This window comes from Butyrivibrio sp. ob235, from assembly GCF_900109475.1.
In the GTDB taxonomy this organism is placed as follows: domain Bacteria; phylum Bacillota; class Clostridia; order Lachnospirales; family Lachnospiraceae; genus Butyrivibrio.
On sequence record NZ_FOBE01000028.1, the window covers coordinates 30,412 to 52,426 of the forward strand.

Annotated in this window: 11 protein-coding genes; all 11 read right to left on the reverse strand. The window is 35.6% G+C overall.

Annotation, left to right across the window (positions count from 1 at the left end):
- Window positions 1–5 precede the first annotated feature (5 nt).
- The 11 genes from BMW61_RS16680 to BMW61_RS16730 all read right to left on the reverse strand — a co-directional run bounded on the left by BMW61_RS16680 (window position 6) and on the right by BMW61_RS16730 (window position 22,013).
- The gene (locus BMW61_RS16680) at window positions 6–2,414 is read right to left on the reverse strand and encodes a hypothetical protein (RefSeq protein WP_091824184.1); all 2,409 of its coding nucleotides are present in this window, start codon (window positions 2,412–2,414) and stop codon (window positions 6–8) included.
- Window positions 2,407–9,981, reverse strand: coding sequence for a hypothetical protein (locus BMW61_RS16685; protein WP_091824187.1), 7,575 nt, complete (start codon window positions 9,979–9,981; stop codon window positions 2,407–2,409). The genes BMW61_RS16680 and BMW61_RS16685 overlap by 8 nt, the downstream gene beginning before the upstream one ends.
- Window positions 9,982–10,369: 388 nt before the next feature.
- Complete coding sequence (locus BMW61_RS16690; RefSeq protein WP_091824189.1) at window positions 10,370–10,627, reverse strand: hypothetical protein; 258 nt, start codon at window positions 10,625–10,627, stop codon at window positions 10,370–10,372.
- Window positions 10,628–10,834: 207 nt separating this feature from the next.
- Complete coding sequence (locus BMW61_RS16695) at window positions 10,835–12,277, reverse strand: Sau3AI family type II restriction endonuclease (RefSeq protein WP_175475270.1); 1,443 nt, start codon at window positions 12,275–12,277, stop codon at window positions 10,835–10,837.
- A 159-nt stretch (window positions 12,278–12,436) separates the two neighbouring features.
- Window positions 12,437–13,675 (reverse strand): restriction endonuclease, encoded by a 1,239-nt coding sequence (locus BMW61_RS16700; RefSeq protein ID WP_091824195.1) that lies wholly within the window; start codon window positions 13,673–13,675, stop codon window positions 12,437–12,439.
- 145 nt (window positions 13,676–13,820) lie between these two features.
- Window positions 13,821–15,626 (reverse strand): DUF262 domain-containing protein, encoded by a 1,806-nt coding sequence (locus tag BMW61_RS16705; protein ID WP_091824198.1) that lies wholly within the window; start codon window positions 15,624–15,626, stop codon window positions 13,821–13,823.
- Between the two features lie 3 nt (window positions 15,627–15,629).
- Complete coding sequence (gene dcm, locus BMW61_RS16710; protein ID WP_091824201.1) at window positions 15,630–17,018, reverse strand: DNA (cytosine-5-)-methyltransferase; 1,389 nt, start codon at window positions 17,016–17,018, stop codon at window positions 15,630–15,632.
- Between the two features lie 77 nt (window positions 17,019–17,095).
- On the reverse strand, window positions 17,096–18,607 hold the full coding sequence (locus BMW61_RS16715) for a Sau3AI family type II restriction endonuclease (protein ID WP_091824204.1): 1,512 nt from the start codon (window positions 18,605–18,607) through the stop codon (window positions 17,096–17,098).
- Window positions 18,591–19,064, reverse strand: coding sequence for a very short patch repair endonuclease (locus BMW61_RS16720; protein ID WP_091824206.1), 474 nt, complete (start codon window positions 19,062–19,064; stop codon window positions 18,591–18,593). The genes BMW61_RS16715 and BMW61_RS16720 overlap by 17 nt, the downstream gene beginning before the upstream one ends.
- 718 nt (window positions 19,065–19,782) lie before the next feature.
- Window positions 19,783–20,334 (reverse strand): hypothetical protein, encoded by a 552-nt coding sequence (locus BMW61_RS16725; protein WP_091824210.1) that lies wholly within the window; start codon window positions 20,332–20,334, stop codon window positions 19,783–19,785.
- 296 nt (window positions 20,335–20,630) lie between these two features.
- Entirely contained in the window at window positions 20,631–22,013 is a 1,383-nt protein-coding gene (locus BMW61_RS16730; protein ID WP_091824212.1) for a relaxase/mobilization nuclease domain-containing protein, read from the reverse strand.
- Between the last annotated feature and the right edge of the window lie 2 nt (window positions 22,014–22,015).

Consider the following 22,015-nt stretch of genomic DNA (forward strand, 5'->3'; position numbering starts at 1 on the left):
ATTCCTTATGTTTGTTTATTAGCTTCGGAAAGAATATATGCCAATCTTATAAAATGCTCCCATGAAAATGCCATGCATCGATCTTTTCCATTAACTACAACTCTGCATACAATCGGTTTAACAAAGCCTTCTAGTTTTTCCTCTTCTTCCTCTGTCAAATCTTGTGTTTCTAGTAATTCCATAACTGCAGGATCAAAACTATCTTCCATTTGATTTGATTTTATATACATATTTAGACAATTTGCATACTGTTCTGCTTTAATTATGATTTCAGACAAATCTTTTCCCATGTAATCTCCACGTCCCATTTCTCCCCAACATGACGGACAAAGACAGAAAAGATTTGATGTCATATTTGCCAATTGATTTTCAGATTCTTTAACAACTCTAAATGTATAAAAATGAGCATATTGTTCACCTGTTACAGTTTTTCCGCCACATAGTTGACATCTACCTTTGTATTTTGCGGAAAGAAATTGTCTCCAAGAAGAAAAGTTTACAGGGCACCCTCCGGTCTCATGTTCTGTTATTTTCTTCTGCTGCATCTGCATAGTCTGCCAGATTTTCTTCTCTTCCCCAAAACTTCCAACATCATTCATCTGGGCTATATAGCCATATAAATCATCTATTGATTTCCTGTCAGTTTTGTGTGAAATAAAACTTTTAATCCCATGAATTAAATTGTCATATTCCTGTTTCCAATCGTACGATTTAACTAATTCATCTGACACATGAACCGAAAAATAATTACTTACATACTCAGCTAATGCCTTGACATAGAAATCAATATCATCTGATGGCCATAAAATCAAAACCTTTTCATAGTCTTCATCATAAATATATCCCCCTATATAATTTCCCGCATATAGATTTTCCTCTTCATTTGCTACATAGACATGATTCCAAATATCATCTTCTTGAATGTTTGCCTTCTCTTGATAAGAACAATCTGTTGCATTTAGTATTCTTTCAAGGTATTCTCCTACATCCATTTTTGTATAATCGCCATAAATAACTGAATAGATTTCTTCGAAAGATAGGAATATTTTATTTATAACAGCAGCATTATCAAAAGCTTCTTGACAATCCATATCGATATCAAAACCATAACCCTTATCAGTTACTTTTTCATCTTCTATAACTGAAAGCACAAATGAATTATAGTCTTTATCTACTGTCAGCCTATCATCTTCATCTGATAACGCATATAAAATATTTTCTGCAAGCTCCTCATGATGTGAATACTTCCAGACCCACCTATAAAACTCTATGTCATTATCATCTATTCCATATTCATCTGCGGTCTCAATTACATCTGCAAATTCATGAATTCCACCAAAGTCTTCAATAAATGAATTATCATATAATTCAGCATCAATATGAAGATATTCATATTTCGATTCATCTATGCTTTCATCCAGCTCATCTTCATCTGCATCATCTTCATACAACTCTGATTTAGAATAAAACAAATTCCACGAAAGCGGAACAAATGAACCCTGAGTATTTTTTACAACTATGCCACTATTAGCAGAACTATTAATAACATCTTCAAAAGCAGCTTGAGACTCCCCACCTATCCTTTCCATAAATAGTTCATGACAAAGGTTGCACTTCTCATAATCTCTATGTTCAGGGCCTACAGGAAACTCTACAGTATTAGAAATTTCCTTAGCGAATTTAATCAGACTTTCATTAATCTGATTCTTAGTCTTCTTGATATCTTGATCATTATAAATCACAAAAGAATGTGGAACACCCATATTCTTTAGAACCGTAATAGCTTTTTTACGTTCTCCTTTAGGAATCCTGTTCCAAAACAGCCTCTTTGCAGTTGGCGTCAAAACATCAGCAAAAATACCATGCTCTAGAAGTTTTTTCTTTAATGAATTGTCACAATAATCATCCAAAAAAAGAAAAGAGTTATTATTTATCCTAGCTGTAGCCTCTGACAACGCAGAATTAAACTTGTCCTGATTCCATAATCTAAAAACATCATACGCATATGTCCACCAAACATCTGTATAATCATCCTCATAACTCATTTTCTTTATAAGATCATCTATAACGACATTGTCAGAGAATTCTGATATATACTTATATTCACCGAATGTATTTCTTAACTTCTTTGCTTGATCTGGTTTTAGAATGTCTTCTGCTAAAATCCTATAACTACCCGAGCTAACGGTTTTCTTTTCTTTCTGTGAATCAAAATACCAGCTTATTCCAGGCTCATTCAAACATCCTAATTCTATTTCATTTTCCGTTTTATACGGAAAGATATACATTGAAGCAACTTCATCAACAATATCCTTCGGAGAATCGCTATTCTCAATACGATTGATAAAATACCCAAGAAGATGATCTGTAATGAACTTATCTTTTTTATTGCTTTTTCTATAAGTCTTATTCATCCTCTTCGCCTCCTTCAAGATATCCATATTCGTCCTTAAAGAACTCAACTGTCAGATCACAAGCCTCTTCTACTAATGGAAAGTATCCTTCTGGAGATCCGACTGCCTCTGCAAAAGCTTCAACTTTATCACATTCATCAGCAGTAGACAGCGAAAGAAGATTCCAGTCATCCGCCTTAGAGGAATGCTCGTGCGTCCAAGCACTGATTTCGATATCACATTCCTTGACGTCTTTTAAATACATGTAAACTATACGATCCACACTATATGACTCTTGAAGCGAAACCATTTCATTAGTATCATAAGACCTAAACAATCTGGCATTATCAAGCTCCTCCTTCACATCTCCTTCACTCGTATCAGCTAGCTTGCTTATTTCTTCAATGAGTAAGTCCGTATGAGGAGTAAGATAATTGAGCATGAACAACTCACGATTTTCTTTAGCAATCAGTTCCATCATTTTTACAAATATTGATGGTGCTCCTCCTTCTCCTATGAACAAAGCACCAAATATGGCTTTGTTATAATCGCTGCCTGCTATAATTCCATCTCTTCCGGTAGTCAATTCAATTGGTACATTTATAAACACACTAGAATTAATACAGCGCTCTGTTGGTAATGTACTATATAAACATCCTCGTCCTTGGTTCTTTTCTGTGATTTTCCGTGGAACACATACCTCAACACTTATGGAATCCACGTAATTTTCCTGTTCATCAGGTTGCATTAATTCACATTTCTTTCGTCCCTTTAATGCTCCCCTCAATTCTTCAATCCTTTCATCAACACCTGCTTCATCATTTTCCACTAAAATTTCTTTAAAAAACTTAACTAAATTAACACTCTTAAAGACAAACTCCTCTTCCATTTTTTCTCTAGAATAGTTTTGTTCCTCCCCTATAAGAGTTATAGAATCTATGTTTTTAAGAAATAATGGAGAAATATGATTTCCAACATAAGTCCCCTCTACTAAGTCTTTCCATTGTTCCCTTATGTTTTGAAGTCTTTTCCTATTAGCCCCTGTAGCGAAGAACAGCATAGTTGTTTTACCCTCTATCATGTACTTATCGCATTTTTCCTTATCAGAAATCCAAAATGGAATAGTCGGATCCTTTTCGCTATTCAAAGCAAAACAGAAGCCATTGCTAAATATTTCTACCTGTTCAAACAAAGTAAAGACTTTCTTAAAACCTAATCCCTTCTCACCTTCACTTTCATCATGTTTAGAAGATTGACCTATTGCAGTAATGCTATATACATTGGCATAATCAAAACCCGCCTCATCATACGCCAACAGCATTGTCCCACTCTCAACGTCAATATCCACTTCAAGATTACGTGTCTTTTGCCCATTCCCAAACTTACAATCATTAATATTCTGCAATAATTCTGGAATTACAAAATCAATCGAATTACCTGTAGCATTATTTAAGTGCTTATCATAATCCGGAACAAGAAGTTCTCTTTGTTTCCACGTATCTTTTCTAAACTTTGCAAGTTCCTCGATATATTCTTTTTTAGTTCTCTCCCATGGCCTCTTTAAGTTATTTTGTTCTGCAATTATACTTATTAAAGCGCTAAAGCTTGCATCTTTCCCTTTGTATCTTTGCTGAACAAATCTAAGCATGCTGTTTGCAGCATTCGCAGAATCGAGTATTACTTTTCTATCATCAAACAAAAAGCAAGATTTATCCTTACTAGAATTTCCAAACGCAGCGCTAAGGTCAGCTGTATAATACTCATATGAAGCACTAACTGCATTCTCATCATCAAGCCATTTTAATGCTTTATCTATCTCATCACTTGGATACTCGTCAAAAGGAACGTCCAGGAGTATATCCAATTTTAAGTCATCCTTGTTATCTAGTTTACATTTCCGAACACAATCTCCTAAACAGCGATTCAAAATGACAGATAAGTTTATGTTTATCTCCTTGGCTGATACCACTCTTCCAATTATACCTAATGCTCGTAAGTATGCCTCAGTATAATCTATAGTATCTGTTCCTTCATAGTATTCACAAAAATCCTCAGCCAGTCTTTCCCGCTCTTCTCCATGTCCCATCTCATATTCAAAAATATGAGAAAAAATTGTTGGGCTACAATTTTGAAGATCATAATATGACAACAATAAAGTGCCTCTACTATCTTTCCTTATCTTTCGAAAAGCTTTATCTATAATAGAAAGGACCTCACTTGCCACTTCATAAGTACGGCAATAATTCTCTAGCAATGCTATGGTGCTTGGATTCAGGGCATAAATATCCCTGCCAGAAGACATAAAGAAATCTTGTCCTTTCCTTACTCCCATACTCTGAATTAAGTCTGCTAACAATTTCAGGGATGCGTTTTTATATTTTCCCGATTCTTCACTTATTATGACTAAATCATCGTGATCAATAATATGTTCAATGATATTTTTATCAGCTGTAGCAAGATAACCATCCCTAAACACATTCTTGTCTTCATCATATTCATCTGATAACACACATTTATATAGATATGGTACGTACACATCAGATTTCACATCAAAATATAAAACAGTTTCTATAAACTCCTTAGCATCCTCCCAAGTAGCCAATTTATCAATACTAAGATTTTTCTTGGAAAAGGCGTTCTCATATTTAACTGTTGTATGAAGATTCTTCAACCACTTGAAATTCGCAAGGCCTTCGCCTAAAGATCCGCTATTAATACAACGAAATCTACCAAACGAATAGTATCCATCAGGAACCTCAGTAATCCAAGTGTTATTAGTATCTGCACACTCTATTTGAATGCTTCCATCTGCCATTGTAAAAGCAAAGATATTCATCTCCTTCAGCTCGTCATCCCGATCATCATCATGGTACTTTCGTCTTATACTCTCAAAATTTCTATTCAGGTAAGGATAGAGCCCATTTTTAAAAAATTCAAAATCCCCCTCGTCATCAACATCAAGCACTTCGATATAATCATTAAGACACTTTACAAAGTCGTTTCTTATCAGATTTATATTATTCTTGATCAACCTGAAGCCCACATACATTTGATCAACAAGAGTCTCTTTATCTGTTCCAAAACTCTCACATAGTGCTTGTGGCTCAGGCCACTTATAGCAATCTTTAGGAAGAATGCTTGCAGTCTGGCATGATATATACCCTTCTCCATCAAACCTTTTTAATACTGGTATTGTAGCAATAACCTTTTGAAGATTAATTAGCTCAATATTCTTATAATCTTCAAAAAGAACTTCGTCTACTGAAGGTATATACTTTTTGATATCCACATTAGGTATTATCTTTAGAACATCAAAAAATGCTGGAATCAATTCCTTTTCGATTGATTTCAGAATTTTTCCATTATTTTTCCCTGTATCAGCTAAAGAACTACGTCCACTGTCAGTATCAAATGGCGCATTAATTGAAATGGGTATTGATAAAATATGCTTGTTAAGCGGTAACGTCCTATATAATGCTCCTCGCACAAATTCAGCATTCATATCAACTCTTAATATCGGTGCACAAGCAGCACAAATCCTGGATTTCTTTGATATCATGAATGCTTTATAAAACCTTACAGCATCAAAAGAATCCTTTTTATTATCAGCAGTAATAGTCACATGAAGTTCATCTAACATATCATTTACCAACTGACCATTTCTTCTGATTCCGGCAACCAAATCTCCATCCATAACAAACTGCTCATCTGAATAGTGTCTGCTTGACACTTCAATCGCTATAGAAAAAGTTTCTTTTCCATTTGATGCCGATATTTTATTTAGCTTTCTCAAGTATAAAATTGGACATATAGCAAAAAAATCAGCTTTATTCTTTATGCCTAGCATTTTCTCTATGCCCGGCATCAATTGATTTGTATATCCCTCTTCAAATCCTTCTATGATTATACGTGTTCCAACCTTTGGGGCATCATCAATATCCTCCCAAATAGGAACAATCTGCCCCAAACGTTTCACAAACTTGAAAGAAAACTCATTGCTACATATATGAACAACAATTCCATCTCCAGGAAGCGCAAAAACTGATTTAAAACCTCGTCCCTTTCTTCCTGTTTTCTCCAAATCGAATGCACCATCCTCTTCAGATTCCTCATCTAGCGCATCAATTTTATTACTATCTCCAAATTTAGTGAGCGCTTTTACATCGTCCAGAGTAAAACCACTCTCATTGTACTCAAAAATCAACCGGTCACTTTCATTATCAAGTGAAACTGCCAGTTCTGGAATTCTTCCATTAAAGTTACAGTCATCTACATTTTGGATGAATTCATAGATAAATTTCCATGGATTATCTCTATAATCGTCCTCTATTTCTTTCTCATTATTGATATTTCCATTTCCTAAAGCATTAGCATATCCTTGGCTTCTAAAGTAAGAGAGTATACTAATAATCTGTTTGCTATTATATCTATTGAAATTTTTTTCTATCTCCTCATATGCTCTGCCCAAATTATGCCCGGTCTTATTAAGCATCGGAATGATTATTTGCTCTTTAACCTCTTGATACTGGTGTTCCATCTCATCAAAATATCTCAATGCCTCTGCGTCAAACCTTCTATCAACGCATTTTTCCAAAGCTTTGGAATAATCCCCATCTTCGTCACAATGAAGGAACACGTTACCGCCTTTAATATCTCTTATAAATAGCTTTTTACTGCCATACCCATGTAAATTCCCCTTATAATATGAGCTATGCCTCTTTCCTTCGTCATACTTCAAAAGGGCAAGCCTGGGTTTTATTTCTGCCTCTGAAATCAACTCAAATGAACCATCATTTGAAATATCAAGCCTACTAATAGCATTATCATGAGCCATGCCAATAATGCATCCTTCCAGCTTTCTACTCAGCACTTCACTAATACTTATGTTTAATATTCGCTTTGATTTTTCAGATAACTCTTCTTGTGCACCAGCACAAGCTCTGATCAATATTTCTGCAGCATCAACATCGTTTCGATTCCAGAACCGAGAATCTTTTTGGAACTGATCACATATATCAGAATATGACTCAACAGAAAACAAATTATTATTCTCATTTAAAAAGAATAAAATAACATTATCGCCGCACTCCTTTATGTCATCGAATGTAGCATTTATCCTCTTATCAGTTTTCCTTACCTGATTATATATTTCACTTAAGACTTCATTGGGACAATTATCATCGCAAAGCACCTTTTTTGTATCTTCATCAAATTCCAGATAATTTCCATCTCCAACTAACAAATCATTCCCTGTCCTTACTCCCATATGAATAAGATCAGCTGCAGTAGAAAAAACATCACCTCCAAAATACTGGGAAAGATAAGCAACGTCTTCATCACTTATTTCATCCAGTATTTTTGTGTCTCTGAAGGCATTATAATCCGGATCAAACTTTTCACTTAAGACATAGGCTTTAAGATGCTTGAATTTCAAGGTCTTCGTATAATAGCCGTAATAGCATAATGCCTCTATATAATCTTTTATTTGCTCCCATGTATCTAAATCACTAGCTTTTGCTGCTTGTTTTTTTACAGAAAAGCCACCGTCAAGCGCCTCATCTCCTAATACTTTTGATGTTATTTCCTTCAAAAGACTAATCTTTACCGGAGAAGACTCAAAAATCCTATATCTATTTATTGATAATGGCGCTTCATCATTCACAGAATGGAGCCATTTTATATCTGACGAACATGACTCCCTTATAACATATGTTTCTTTCCCTACTTTTATACGACTAAAATAAATCTGCATTTTATCAAATGCCGATTCATCTTTTTTTGCAATAAGTGATCTATTATCTTTTAGGAACGGATATAACTGGGTATTAACAAAAGAATACATAGCATCAGAATCAATACCATACTCTTTTTCAACAATGTCCAGGTATTCATTCATAGCGTCTGCAAAACCAACTTCAACTATCGGTTTTGCCCCAAACAATCCTCCTCCGACATAAATATCAGATACAATACGCTCTCTATAGTCCCCACCAATAGCTAAAGAGAAGAAATCATTAACAAGTGGCCATCTGAACAAATCCTTATTCACAATATAAGCATCATCAAAGCTCACATACCCTTCACCAGAAAAAAGTTTAAATATCGGATATTCGTGGCACAGTACACTAATATCAATCTTCGGAATAAATGTATTGCCATCCTTGTCGCGGTTATTATCATCACCAAACACCACCACTGAATCACGGAATATGTATCTATCAATCCTGATACTTTCTATGGATCTAATCCGATTAAAGAAGGACTCTAATATGCCCTCTTTTTCAAACAGTCTCTCCGTGACCTCAGTATTCCATATGCTAGCTGGAACATTCTGCCCTTCTTCATCTTTATATGAACTATACTGAACCCCACTACGATCAGGATTAAGTATAAACGGTGCATCTATAGCAAGCGGCATCCTTATAAAATGCATTGACATCGGAAATGTTCTAAATAAGGCACCGCCTTCCCACTCTATTGTATTCTCTTCAGTTATCACAGGTGAAATAATAGAATAGTTCCTATAACTTTCCTCATCCTCAACCATTCTTGTATATCTGACTAAAGGTATACTGAAGGATTCACCACTGCCTAAGATTGTGGTTATTTCTCCCTCCTGAAACTGCTCCCGATAGTAAATACCTTTTTTAGTTATTCCGGCTAATACAGCTTTGCTCTTATCCAAGGAAATAGGATTTATATATTCTGTCTTCCCTTTGTTCTCTCTGTATTCAGTAATAAATTGTTCCTCTCCTTTATTACTAATCTGAGAAACATGTACCATCCTAATTCTATGCATAAATAGAAATGGACTGTTTGCGAAAACGCCCTCAACATTATCAATACAGAATAAGCGCCTAAACTCTGGATATATGTCTCTAACGCTAAATTCCGGTTGATCAAGCTCAACAACCACATGGGTTTTCCCATCCATTCGAATTGGATCATTCTCCCAAACAGGCATAATACGTCCAATCTTCTTATCAAGCTTGAAAGAAAAGCCATTACTTCTAATATGTACAATGACATTTTGCGCATTCAAAGAAAAAACAGCCTTGAATCCTTTACCCTTTCTACCCGTCTTTTCTCTATAAAAAACGCCCTCTTCATCATGTATATTTACAACATCATTTATTTTGGTACTCTGAGAAAAGGCTGTAATAGCCCATATATCACTTCTTCCAAACCCTTTTTCATTGTAAGTAAACTCTATAAAGCAATGTTTTTCATCCCGTTCATCCACACTGATACTTATCTCCGGGATAGCATCATAATCACAGTCATCTGCATTCTGTAAAAACTCCTCAACAAATTTCCATGGATTCTTTGCATAGAGTCTATCTGTCTCATTTTCAGCAGCTTTGTTTGCGCCACCAATAGACCGGTTATAGTTAACCTGCCTGCACAACGCAATTATCTCTAAAAACTCTCTTTCAGATAAGGACTTATCTGCCATAACAGAATCTATGTATCTGTCATCCCTTATTAGCTTTGCATAGGCTTCTGCAACCTTGGGATTAGAATCTGCTACTCCATCAAGATATTCTTTATATTCTTCTAAAGTTGTAAATATTTTCTCTTTATCCATTTTGATTTCCTTCGAAAAGTCATTTTTATTATTTAAAAGGCATAGCAAAACTAAATAACCGTCGTGGCTTCATATGAATCTCTTCCATAACAATCTTCATTCTTGATTTTTATAGTTTCATATTTTCAAAAACTTATAGATATACAATTAATTAAACAAAACACCAAAACAGTCCTAGTGGCTGTTTTGATGTTTTGTATATTTCATACTATTTATCTTAAAAAAGCGAAAAGCCATTACTAATTACATACATCCCTTAAAAAAATATACTATATAGTATACACGACTTAATTATCAGCTTCAACGTGACAATTGCTGCATTTTGTGCCAGTTATTGTCATAAATCAATCACTCGCATATCAGTGGCTCAAAAGTGTACCTTTGATAATCATTCACTTTCTTTTTCATAGATTTTTTCAATATTCACTTCTTTATACGTGAACCAATTATCTGAATTTTCTAGATACTCGTCATGTATCACTCCAATAGCAACGTCATGATTTTTTAGTTCTTCTTCGGATAGCTTATTAAACTCTTCCTTTGCTACCTCATCAGCTTCTGCCAATGTATCAAAAACATCAATATCTTCACAAGAGTCAAGTTCTCCATCAATAACTGTTTCCACCATAACCACATACTTTGTCATAAATATCTCCTTCATAAACGCATTGTTTTATATATTATTTATGTAGCACTAATAGTAGCTGCTAATTCAAAGCACTACCATTTGTGTATCCGCGAAATAAACTATGCCAAATTGACCACTTCCTCCTGTAAGCAGTCAACTTTCTGAGCAATATCATGGTATACATGATTAACATTTCCTATATAATTGATATGCCGCTAAATAATATTATTTATACCCTAATTGCTTAGATAAATAACTATAATTAATCCAAAATGACTGCTTTGTCATAAACTGTCCATCAGGTAATTCATCTGCATTATGCCTTATATCTCCTTTGGTAAAACCATCCTTAAGTTTGTATGCAGCATATGTTGGAGCTGGCCTGCTATGAATTATCTTTGTCTGACCAAGTCCAGGTATATCGTTATATACTCTCCCACCTTTAACTGTGAATGTCACCCCCTTTTTTACTACTGATTGTATAGCTATCCACTCCTGTTTCACAGTGGAAATCAAATCCTCATATGGTACATGCCAAAACTGTGCTTTATCAAGATAGTAATCATCTCCATTATTTTTAAATGTAACCCATAAAAACTTATTCTCAAGTAAGTACTTAAATAATGTACTTTCTTCCCATGTTTCTTTTATAAGTTCTTTAAATTTATAATCCGGCAAAGGTGAACATTCCTCTATCCGATTTGTTTTCGATACCCTCGACACTTTCACGGTTATTCCAGCTTTAACAAATTCTTCAGCCAACGTCGATTTAATCCCTAATATTCTATAAACTATTGTAGTCCAAAGCGCATTATTGTTAGCCTTTTTATCATACTTAATTCCAAACTCATTGCACAATTCATATGTACTTTTGCCATAGAAATGCTTTAATTTACTTATTACAATATCCTCCAAAGAGTTAACTTCTAATTCTTCTTTATCTACAATAACTTCATATTTGCTATGTTTATGTAATATATATACATCCAAGATATATTGCATATATTGCCGCTTAAAACAGTATGCCCTAGTCTTTGTTCGAGCATAAGGAGGATAGAATTGTGCGACCGTTTTACTTGAGTCTATCCCCTTAGTACATGCTCCAAGATAATTTGTATATGACTCTGAGAGTTCTTCTGCTTTGCCTCTTTTAATAAAATCAACAATGATTGCATAGTCTCTCTCAAATACCAATTTATCTTTTTCAAGTGGTTTAAATAAATTTACATATTTTATCCTATTATCAAATCTAGCAATTTCATTATTTCTTATGTAATGAACTAATAGAATATTTCTACACTTATGCCATGCATCGCTTTCATAAAAGTCATCAACTATCGCCTTATTAAATGAAATCATTGTCAATACTAATCTCTCACCCGCTGACATGTCCCCATTTTTCAGTATGTCAATTGGCGTAACTTTCAATTCAACCCCAGCTTTTGGAAAATCCGGCTCTTGAATACTATTGGCTTGATAACCAAAAAACTTTTCTTCTAAAAGATTTCCGCATTTGCCTTTATTCTTCTTTGAAGAAAAATCCGTCTTATTAACAGCATAATCCCATTTTTTACTTTCCTCTAAAATCTCACTAAATGTTTTCCCTTCCAAATATTGGGAATACATATAAATACTATTTTCATCAGCATCATCATAAGGTATACCCATAATCATCACCTCCATCACCAATAAATAATATATCTAATATGATGATTGATTACAAACACACAAAAGGAAGTAAAGCGTATATAAAAACAGAAGCATAGGAACCAACATCATCCACATGCTTCTGCACTTATCAAATTCAGCACATTCCAAAAAACATCTTTACACCTTAGAAAGCCTTTTATAATACTCTAATAGTCTGATGTTTCTGGCATCTATCGAATTAAGCCAATCATTAATATTGCCTGAATTAATTGCGTTATTTCTAAGAATACTTGCAATATCAGTCGCGGTAACTATAAGAATTGGATGTCCATCTTCAACCACTTCCTTATAAGCATTTGAATCAACAAAGCTTGTGGTTATCATTATCCCAAACTGCCTATATCTTATTCTTGATATTAGCCTAGACATCTGCGGTACTCGCACACTTGTATCTTTAGAATAGCATTTTGCTTCTAAGGCACAGTCAATTTTTAATGGATAATTTGCTTTCCCTCCAGTTTTTATCGCATAATACCCAATAGCATCTCTTCCTCCATCTCTCCATGGTCTAGTTAATGAAAAATCCACAAAATTAGTATCCATCTTCGAAATGATATTAGTCGCGCAAGCCTCAAAACCTTGCTCAAAATCTCTATAATGATTTCGAATAGCTTCTAAGCACCTTTCCCCTTCAACATCACTTTGTAACTGTTCATACCTTGAAGGGACCTTGAAAATCTTTGGTGCTTTCAATGCCACAATTCCAGACCTTCCCTCTCTCAAAAACTTCTTCCATACCTCTGGAGCATATTGCAGGTTATTCTCATGATCATATATAAGCGATTCAATCCACTGTCGACTAATAGGTGTTTTTCCTGTATTCAAAACAGTAAAATATGCTTCATAGTTCTGAAATCTCTTTTCTTTTACTGTTCTCCAAAAAGCAACCAAATCTTTATCCGGAGATATTTGAGGATTTCCTGGTGCAGCTAACCCCAAGAACTGAGCATCCCTGCCCTCTCCCGCCTTTTTAAAAATAAAAAAGGGTGGCATGTCATCTAGATGACATCCCTCATTGAGCAACGCAAACACCATTTCCAATACTGCATTTCCTTTTTTCTTTGTGTCAGTCAGTTCTTTACCCGGATGCCTATTATCGCCATAGTACCTGAAAACTCCTGTTTCCTCATCTAAATAATCAGGCCATTCTAACTCGCTCATAGTCGTATACAGAACAACATAAGCATACTTGCCGGAATCATCTTCTCTAAGTTTTTTTCTGAATCCTCCGGATGCCTCACATCTGGGAATCAACCTAGGTAATGGTTCGTCTCCCGCATTACCACTATTGCCTCCTCTATAAATGCAGTCTACTATTAAATCACTTGTTTCAAGGTCATTGAATGCTACTTCCATTCATACCTCCATCTTTTTCAGAATCCACATGCATAGATGCAACGACAAAAACTATATACCTCATTATATCCTAAATATTTTTTTTCGTATAATAATACAGAGCCATAGCAATGGCTCTGTATATGTGAATATTATGTGGTTATCGTTACATTTTCATTACTGAATCAAGACTCCATATCTCTTCAGAAAGCCTATACAGCATTTCTTGGCGTTCTATTATAGCCTTGTAATCCCATTTATCCCATTTCTGAAGCTCTTTGTTAAGTTCGTCTGCAGATGTATTCTTTCCCACTTTTCCAATATTAACTATCGATTCCGTAAGATAAAAGCATGATTGAGCATATACTTTTGCCTTCTCTTCAAATGAACCAGCTTGAATTGATGCATTAAAAGATTTCTCAAGCAAAGTAAGGTTTCCTAACAGGTTATCCACATATTCAAAATCCTCTGTAGTGACCTCATAAAGAGAAGGATCCATGCATTTCTGTGGCATTATATGTTCAATCTGGTACTTCTTGTCATAGTAGCTAGATACATCAGCATAATTCTTGCCACCGCTTCTCCTATCATCCACATACTTGGATATTCTTGATAAAATGAATCGAATCCGATAAACCTGTATTGTCTTAAGGTTAAGTGACATAAAATTACGATGATGATCACGTTCCGTTTTCCACTTATCGATAATGGGCTTCAAACTACCGTCCACAAACGCTTCAAGATTTTCTATAGTCACTATTTTCCTGATTTCTGGGCACCATCCAGCAAATAGTTTTTCAGTCTCATTGCCTTTCACTTTATTTACAGTTGCATAATAGATAAGCGATTCAAGGACTTGCTTATATTTTGCCAAAGCTGTATCATCCATGTTTACCGCAGCGAGAAGCATAACAAGATATGATCTATATGAAGTACCAGCTATATTTTTTACATTTATTATATGATTATTCCCTTTCACAGCCTGGCTAGGATTCCAATAATTTATATATCTATCAACACCATTAGCTAAGTGGTCCACAAAATCAACTGGATTATTCTTATAATCACATTGCTTATCATTACTAGTTAACCACTTATATATTTGGTCTTCAGGCAAAATACCCTTTATATTTCCTGTTTCATCTGAAATATCATATGTTGATGTAATGTAATACCTCAAAAAGCGCAACGGTTTTTCATCAATAGAAGATATTCTATCCATTATCTTTTTCCACTTAGTATTAAGTTCAGAAAACTGGTTCCTATCGACTTGCATAAAAATCATATTTTTTAACAAGTCCATAGAATTGAGACCTACCCCACGCTGATTAATAGTCTCAAATATCTTCAATGCCTCGGATATATCTTTTGCTTCAATCTGGACAAATTGTACGTTATTAAAAAAATAACCTCCAAATTTCATCAACTCATTGATATCTGTATAGCTCTCCTCAAGATCTTTAAGGATATCAAGGTACGCTTCATATAGTCTTCTATCAGAATCAGAAATAGCATCCTGTTCTAAATCTCCAGGTATCTCCCCATAAAAAATATTTTTTAAACACTCACTTGATTTAGCATATTGTAATTCAAGAACAAAAGCATCTCTTTCCTCAAAAGTCTTCGGATCTTGAATAGGGCTGTATACTCTACCTTTATATAAATTTGTGCTCTTTTTATTATCATCTAATATCTTTATAAGCGCACATAAAAAAATAAAAAAGGTTGTTATTCTCTGCTGTCCATCAATAAGTTCAAGAGCTCCATTTCCTCGATAAACAACAATCATCCCCATGAAATATGGTTTTTCTGGTGCGTTACCATAAGCATCCTGAATATCAGCAAGTAGCTGCTGAACTTGTTCGTGTTCCCATACGTATTCTCTTTGGTAATCAGGAACTGAATAATGGTTTTTAAAGCAATCATCGATATTTAACTTCTTATAGTCAATATCCAAACTGATTCCCTGCATGTATTATTCCTCCCTAGTCACGATATCACTTAATGTTCCTTCCATCTGCTTTATCAAATCAACTACCAATGCATTTCCCATCATGAATCTCCGTTTATTAACTGGCATCTCTACTTTTTCTCCATCAACAAGGCATTCCTTAGTCCAATCTGTTGGAAATCCTTGAATTCTCTCCATCTCTGTCGGAGTAAGCAGCCTAATCTTTCCCGTCATTTTATCTCTTACTATATGTGTAGTTCTACTAAATGAACCTTCACTAGTAAGCATCGTTCTTGCAGGCTTGTCATACTCATCAACCAAAGCAATGGGGCCTTCCGAAAAAATGTATTCATGCCCATTGGCCGCTGTTCTACTAATCTTTTTGGCGCCTTTTAAGTATTGCCAAGTTTGTCTTTCTTCTTTGCTTAGTTTACCTTTTGTTTCATCACTGTGATTGACATCTGGACTTGTATAGAAAAGTCGTTTTTCAGGAATAAAAAACTGTTCGCTAACATACCCATCATCCATCACATCCCCTAATGTTATCTGCCTTCCATTGTATTCAGGCATTGTCTTCAAAGTATAGAAAACACCATCTAGCATAATTCCTGTATTTTCAAAAGTATAACTAAAAAAAGTTGATAATTCGCCTATTCCATCAGGAAGCTTTGAAATTCTAACCTTTTTCGCATCTACAGGCGCCACCGGAAAGCATGAAGCAAAAAAGCCTGACCCTAGTAACACCTTGGCCATGCTATGTCTGTGGAGTTCATCTCCATGCTGTGCAACATATTTTGCATCATTTAGTACTCTCTTTGCGTACTTAGTATCATTCTTATATGCAAAAATAAATGTTCTTCTTCTACGCTGCTGATATCCATACTCAGCAGCATTAATAACTCTCCATTCAACAATGTATCCAAGATCTCTAAAACAAGCCAAAATTATACCAAAGTCTCTTCCTCTCTGACTAGCAGGACTTTTTATAAGCCTATCTACATTCTCAAGTAAAACAAATGGAGGATTTTTTGCCTCAAGAATATCTCTTATATCCCACCAAAGAACACCTTTTTTCCCTTCAAGGCCTTTTGAAGTAGCAAGTGTTGATGCAACAGAATAATCCTGGCATGGAAAGCCTCCAACCAACAACGTATGATTTGGCAATTTAGTCTTATCTACCGCATTAATATCTTCATTAGTTGTATCATTACCATCGAGATCCAAGCATGTACCAAATCTATTTACATAACAGTCATGCGCCCACTGTATCTTTCTATCAGCTGGTTCCCACTGACTAAACCATACTGTATTCCACGCTTCCGGCTTGTTTGTATCTTCAACAGAACTTATGTTGTTAAGTCCACATCTGAATCCACCAACTCCTGCAAACAGTTCACATACTGTCTTTTCCATCAATAATTCTCCCATTCCAAATAATATAATTGGATCTTATCATAAATATTATAAAGGATCAACTGCATTTGATCAATCTATTTCTTTCCCTTTTTATATTTTTTGACAAGATCTGAATCAAGCTGTTCTTCTATATAAGAACGATTTAACCAATATGCCTGCTTGGTCATTCTTTCACCACTTGGCAATAAATCAGAATCAGAAATGCTTCCAGCACCATATTTCTCCCCACCTTTTAACTCATAATAAGATTTCGATGCATGCGGTCTTATATGGAAGATTCCATTATCACTAATTCCCGGAAGATTATTCTCAACAATAACCTTTCCGTTTTTCTGTATTACCTTAGTCAGTTCTACTCCATATTTAAGTATTCGCTTTGTCCTGTTCCATGCATCACGGACAACTTCCATATCAGAATCTGACATTCCCCATACTTGACATCCCTTAAAAACTGTACCATCTTCATTTTCCCAGAATATCAGAAAGAAATATTTTCTATCTTTGAGTAACCCAAATAGAGTAGAAGATTCCCATCCGATAGGCTCGCCAGTCTCTTCGTCGATAATATCCTCATCAAATGCCTCAGTCATAAGATCTGCAAATTTAAAATCCTCTAGTCTAAATTCCTGGTTCTTGCTTTTCTCTTTCCTGAAGCGGATTATTTTTGTGATAATTCCTGCCTTAACAAATTCTTCTACTCTGTTGGATTTAACGCCCAGCATCCTACATGCAAGTATCGCCTCATATGATTTATTATCTCTATTTATCTCTAATCCGAGTTTCTTTTCTATCTCTTCCTCATATAATCCAACAAACTGCTGGAGCTTATCCTTCAGGCCATCTTCAAAACTTCTCCCTATAAGCTCATCAACCTCAAATACAGCTTCATAAGTATCCTTACCCGGTATAATGAAATTATTAAGTACATATGTCATGTAGGATGTTTTGAAGGAAAAAGCTCTTGGTTTTGCAGGCACATCACTATAAGGCTGTTTTGTCCTGTCAGTAGATTTAGCTCCCTTGGTACATGCTGCAAGATACATCGTATCACTCTCTGATAATTCATGCGCAAGACCAGCCCTTATCTTTTCAACTATAATGTCATAGTCTTTATGGATAATCACTAAATCTTCTGATGGCGGAGTAAACAAATGAGCATATTTTATCTCATAGTCAAATCGCTTAAGAGCTTCTTTCTTATAAAGGTAGTAGATAAGCAGTATGAGCCTTGATTTACTCCAAAAATGGCCTGTTTCAAAAGTTTCATTCACGATATCAATGTAGTTTATCTTAGTAAGCACAAGCCTTTCTTTTGCCGAATAGCTACCATCCTTGTTTTCTTTAAATGGAGTAACTTTTAATTCAACACCTGCATCTGGAAAATCTGCTCTTGAGTCACTATTGCATTCGTAATGAAAGTGATGTCTCTCTATTAGCTGTCCCAAGTCTCCTTTATTGCTAAAGTCTTCAGCATCATCAGACTTATCTTCTTCAAGCACTTGCGAAAAAGTCTTTCCGATAAGGAGCTTTGCATACGCTTCTATCGACGACGGCTGTCTTTCATCATATTCAATCGTTACCTTCATAATCGTCCTCAGTTTTAATATCTATAATTGCTTCTTCAATTACTCTGATGCAGCTATCCGTATCTTTTAATATATCTTTTCCCCAAAAGTGGATCACTGTCCAGCCGTAATATAAAAGCTGAGCATCTTTTTCTGCATCACGTTCACGATTACGTTCTATCTTCTTAATCCAGTAATCAGAATTATTTCCTTTCTCAAGCCTAGGTCTTAAGACATCCCACTCTTTTCCATGGAAGAATTCTCCATCGCAAAAGATAGCAATTTTATATTTTGTTATTGCTATATCTGGACTGCCAGGAATACTTTTAAAATTTTTCCTATATCTATAACCTTTTTTCCATAACGCCTTCCTCAGGACAGTTTCTATTTTGGTATCCTTACCCTTTATACGTTGCATGTTCTTGCTACATTTTTCTGTAGTTGTCCCATGAAATCGAGGCTCTTTTTTATCTCCCATGGCATATATCCTCTTCTAAAATCATCAATAAGATTATACCATGTCAATACACCTATAATCAGAGTTCATACATCTCATTTTTCGTATCGATATTTACACTATCAACCTCCTCAACCTCCTCACCATTAATGACACATAACCAGTCCAATAAAAATGCCAGCATTATCTTCCGAAAGGACATAAGAGCGTCACTAAAGCAACGGAATGTTGTCGTCATCAAATTTCACGCTTGTCATTATCATGAATTAAAGATATTTTTGTCAATTTCCAATAGGGATTTGGCTATCACTTTGAGAAAATAAAAATTCGATTCGGAGCAGAATTTGTATTATTGTTTCTTTTTTATGAAAAGCTTATTTTGCAAGAGGTGGCTACAAATGTTTTTCTATATAATGCGCTACTGTTTTTTGAGGACGATGATGATTATTGGAATGATGTAGATGATGATGAATACTAATATTTAGACAAGATATCATGAAGACATAACTTATGGTCTTGCCTATATAAAAGGCAAATTCACAAACCTTTCACACACTGCCCTCATATTTTTAGTTTGGATTAAGTATTATCTTCTATAGTAAGTACATCAAGAGGAACACACCTCTTGAGACCCCCTCATAAGAACACTTTTCTTCAAACAAAAACTGCCAGGTGCATAACAACCTGGCAGTAACCCTCGAAAATTCAGCCGCAGCAATGCGGCTTTTATATATTTCCATTATTTCTTTTTATTCTTTCGCTCCCTTATATGCGCTATATCCTCTTCCGACATATGCATCGCCATCCTCTGCAGATCCATATATGCTTCAACAACTCTTGGACCATGGGCTTCGATATATGCAATCTCCTTCTCAGTGAGTTTCAGCTTCTTGAAGGCATCAGACTCCCTGTCCACTTTCTTTTCCTTGCACATCATCATCAGTTCCTGGAAGCAGCCTGACTCCATACCCTTTTTCAAAATGCTTTTATTCTCATGACCGCTTTTCCTTCTGGCATAACTAAGAATCCAAATAATCACAAAAAGTGTACCCGCTATAACCAGCACTGAAATCAAAAGTGGTTTAACCATCCCGAACCTTACTGCAATAAGAATCGCACCTGTGAGTGCAATCCCGGATGCAATAACCCAGATTGCAAATATGATTCCATAATATTGTATCTTCCTATACATTGGCATGTTCAAGCGCACACCTGTAAGTGTGAACACTGGCAGGATGATTATCCCCGCCACAAGAAACAGCAGCCAGTTATCCATAACAAAAGTAACCATAGGCATATTCCTTCTAAAAGTTTTTATTCATCATAACACAAACCCTTTTTACAATGTTCTTCTTTCCCCCATCCCCCTTCGGGGAGTTCATTAGTTCGCAAGCAATGCCTCAGTATATACCGAGGCGGCTTGTTGGGGAGTTCCCCAATCCCCCTTTGACAGATTTTCAATCTGGCTACGCACCCTTCGGGCGCTTAATGAAATGTTGCCAAGAATATGGCATAGATTTTTTTCCAAGAAATAATAAAGAAGGGGCACCACTATTTGATAATGGCACCCCATTTGGACAAAAACATTTATCGTGTTTTTTCTTTATTATGATCCTTCTTATTTTCTTCTCCGATACCCAGGATCTTATCGATATCGTATTTTGCTATCTGGTACTTCGTCATGCTGTCCTTTGCTTCATTGTATTCTTTATAGGCTGCTTTCTTTTTTGTAAGAAGTTCCTGGAATTCTGTGTTCAGCTCCTGCACTGTCGGAAGTTTCTTTGAGCCAAGTTTTTCAAATGCTTCCTTTGCCTCCTTATGCTTCATGATATCTTCCCTGTGCTCTGAAAAGTATTTTTTGCTGTAGCCGCTCTTCCGATAGTTCACATAAGTCTCTTTTGTCTTGGAATAGTTGAATATATAGTTCCTTAAATCCGTGATCTCCTGCATCCTTTTCTCTGCACCTTTGATCTCCGAATTTATATCATCAAATCTTTTTGCAGTGCTCTCTGCCTTTTTCGCAAGCTCTTCATAAGACCTGACTCCATTTTCCTGCAAAAACAGAATCGCCTTCATGACATTTTTTACATTGAACTTCTTGGCCCACATCTCATAACCGGGACCTTTACCTTTTGCAACTACGTCCTGAAGATTCAGAAGAAGGTCAAAATCCTCATCCTTATATGAAGGAGCTTTTCCTTTTTCAATACCGCCAAGTTTTTCCCTTATGGATTTTTCTGTGTAACCATCTCCAAGTGACCTAAGCCTTATGAATCTCTTCTGATTTTTTCCTCTGACTGCAGTGTGCTTACCGCGTTTAATTTCATATCCCTGTTTCTGTAATCTCAACAGGAATTCGTCAAAATCTTTTGGTCTCTTTGAGAGAGCTACATCTATTGCCATGCGGATGTCATCCCTGAAGGATTCTCTTTTAGGATAAACTGTGCGCTTCTCCCTCTCGTTGTATGGTCTTGGTTTTATTACGGATAACCCGTGCTCCAGGCATACCAGGTCACTCACCCTTTGAAGAGCAAATGATGAGAAGAAGAAATTTTTGAACTTCCTTGTATTTGAGATATCCGATGCGCAGAACACAACATGGTTATGGATATGAGCTCTGTCAGTATGAGTTGCAACAATAAAAGCATGTTTGCCTTTTGTAAATCTCATGGCAGTCTCATATCCAACCCTGTTTGCTTCTTCCGGAGTTATCTCACCAGGTTTAAAGGACTGTCTTATCTGATAAGCGATTACCTCATGGTCATATTTTCTACGGGCATGCTTTTCATATTCCGTATAGGCCAAAAGAAATTCCTCGGCTGCCGCCTGAGGAGAACACGCATAAGACGAAACATATTCTTTGTCATTTGTTTTTTCAGGATTCTCTGCATAATCAGTCTTAGCCTTTATACTGTCCTTTAGTGACCAGCCCTTACTGATATGCATTGGAATAAGTCTTGTCGCTGCCATAG

Bases quoted from the DNA above. Each gene is read 5' to 3' on its own strand.
- BMW61_RS16680 (WP_091824184.1), bottom strand. From the start codon at position 2,414: ATGAATAAGACTTATAGAAAAAGCAATAAAAAAGATAAGTTCATTACA.
- BMW61_RS16685 (WP_091824187.1), bottom strand. From the start codon at position 9,981: ATGGATAAAGAGAAAATATTTACAACTTTAGAAGAATATAAAGAATAT.
- BMW61_RS16690 (WP_091824189.1), bottom strand. From the start codon at position 10,627: ATGACAAAGTATGTGGTTATGGTGGAAACAGTTATTGATGGAGAACTT.
- BMW61_RS16695 (WP_175475270.1), bottom strand. From the start codon at position 12,277: ATGGGTATACCTTATGATGATGCTGATGAAAATAGTATTTATATGTAT.
- BMW61_RS16700 (WP_091824195.1), bottom strand. From the start codon at position 13,675: ATGGAAGTAGCATTCAATGACCTTGAAACAAGTGATTTAATAGTAGAC.
- BMW61_RS16705 (WP_091824198.1), bottom strand. From the start codon at position 15,626: ATGCAGGGAATCAGTTTGGATATTGACTATAAGAAGTTAAATATCGAT.
- dcm (WP_091824201.1), bottom strand. From the start codon at position 17,018: ATGGAAAAGACAGTATGTGAACTGTTTGCAGGAGTTGGTGGATTCAGA.
- BMW61_RS16715 (WP_091824204.1), bottom strand. From the start codon at position 18,607: ATGAAGGTAACGATTGAATATGATGAAAGACAGCCGTCGTCGATAGAA.
- BMW61_RS16720 (WP_091824206.1), bottom strand. From the start codon at position 19,064: ATGGGAGATAAAAAAGAGCCTCGATTTCATGGGACAACTACAGAAAAA.
- BMW61_RS16725 (WP_091824210.1), bottom strand. From the start codon at position 20,334: ATGGTTACTTTTGTTATGGATAACTGGCTGCTGTTTCTTGTGGCGGGG.
- BMW61_RS16730 (WP_091824212.1), bottom strand. From the start codon at position 22,013: ATGGCAGCGACAAGACTTATTCCAATGCATATCAGTAAGGGCTGGTCA.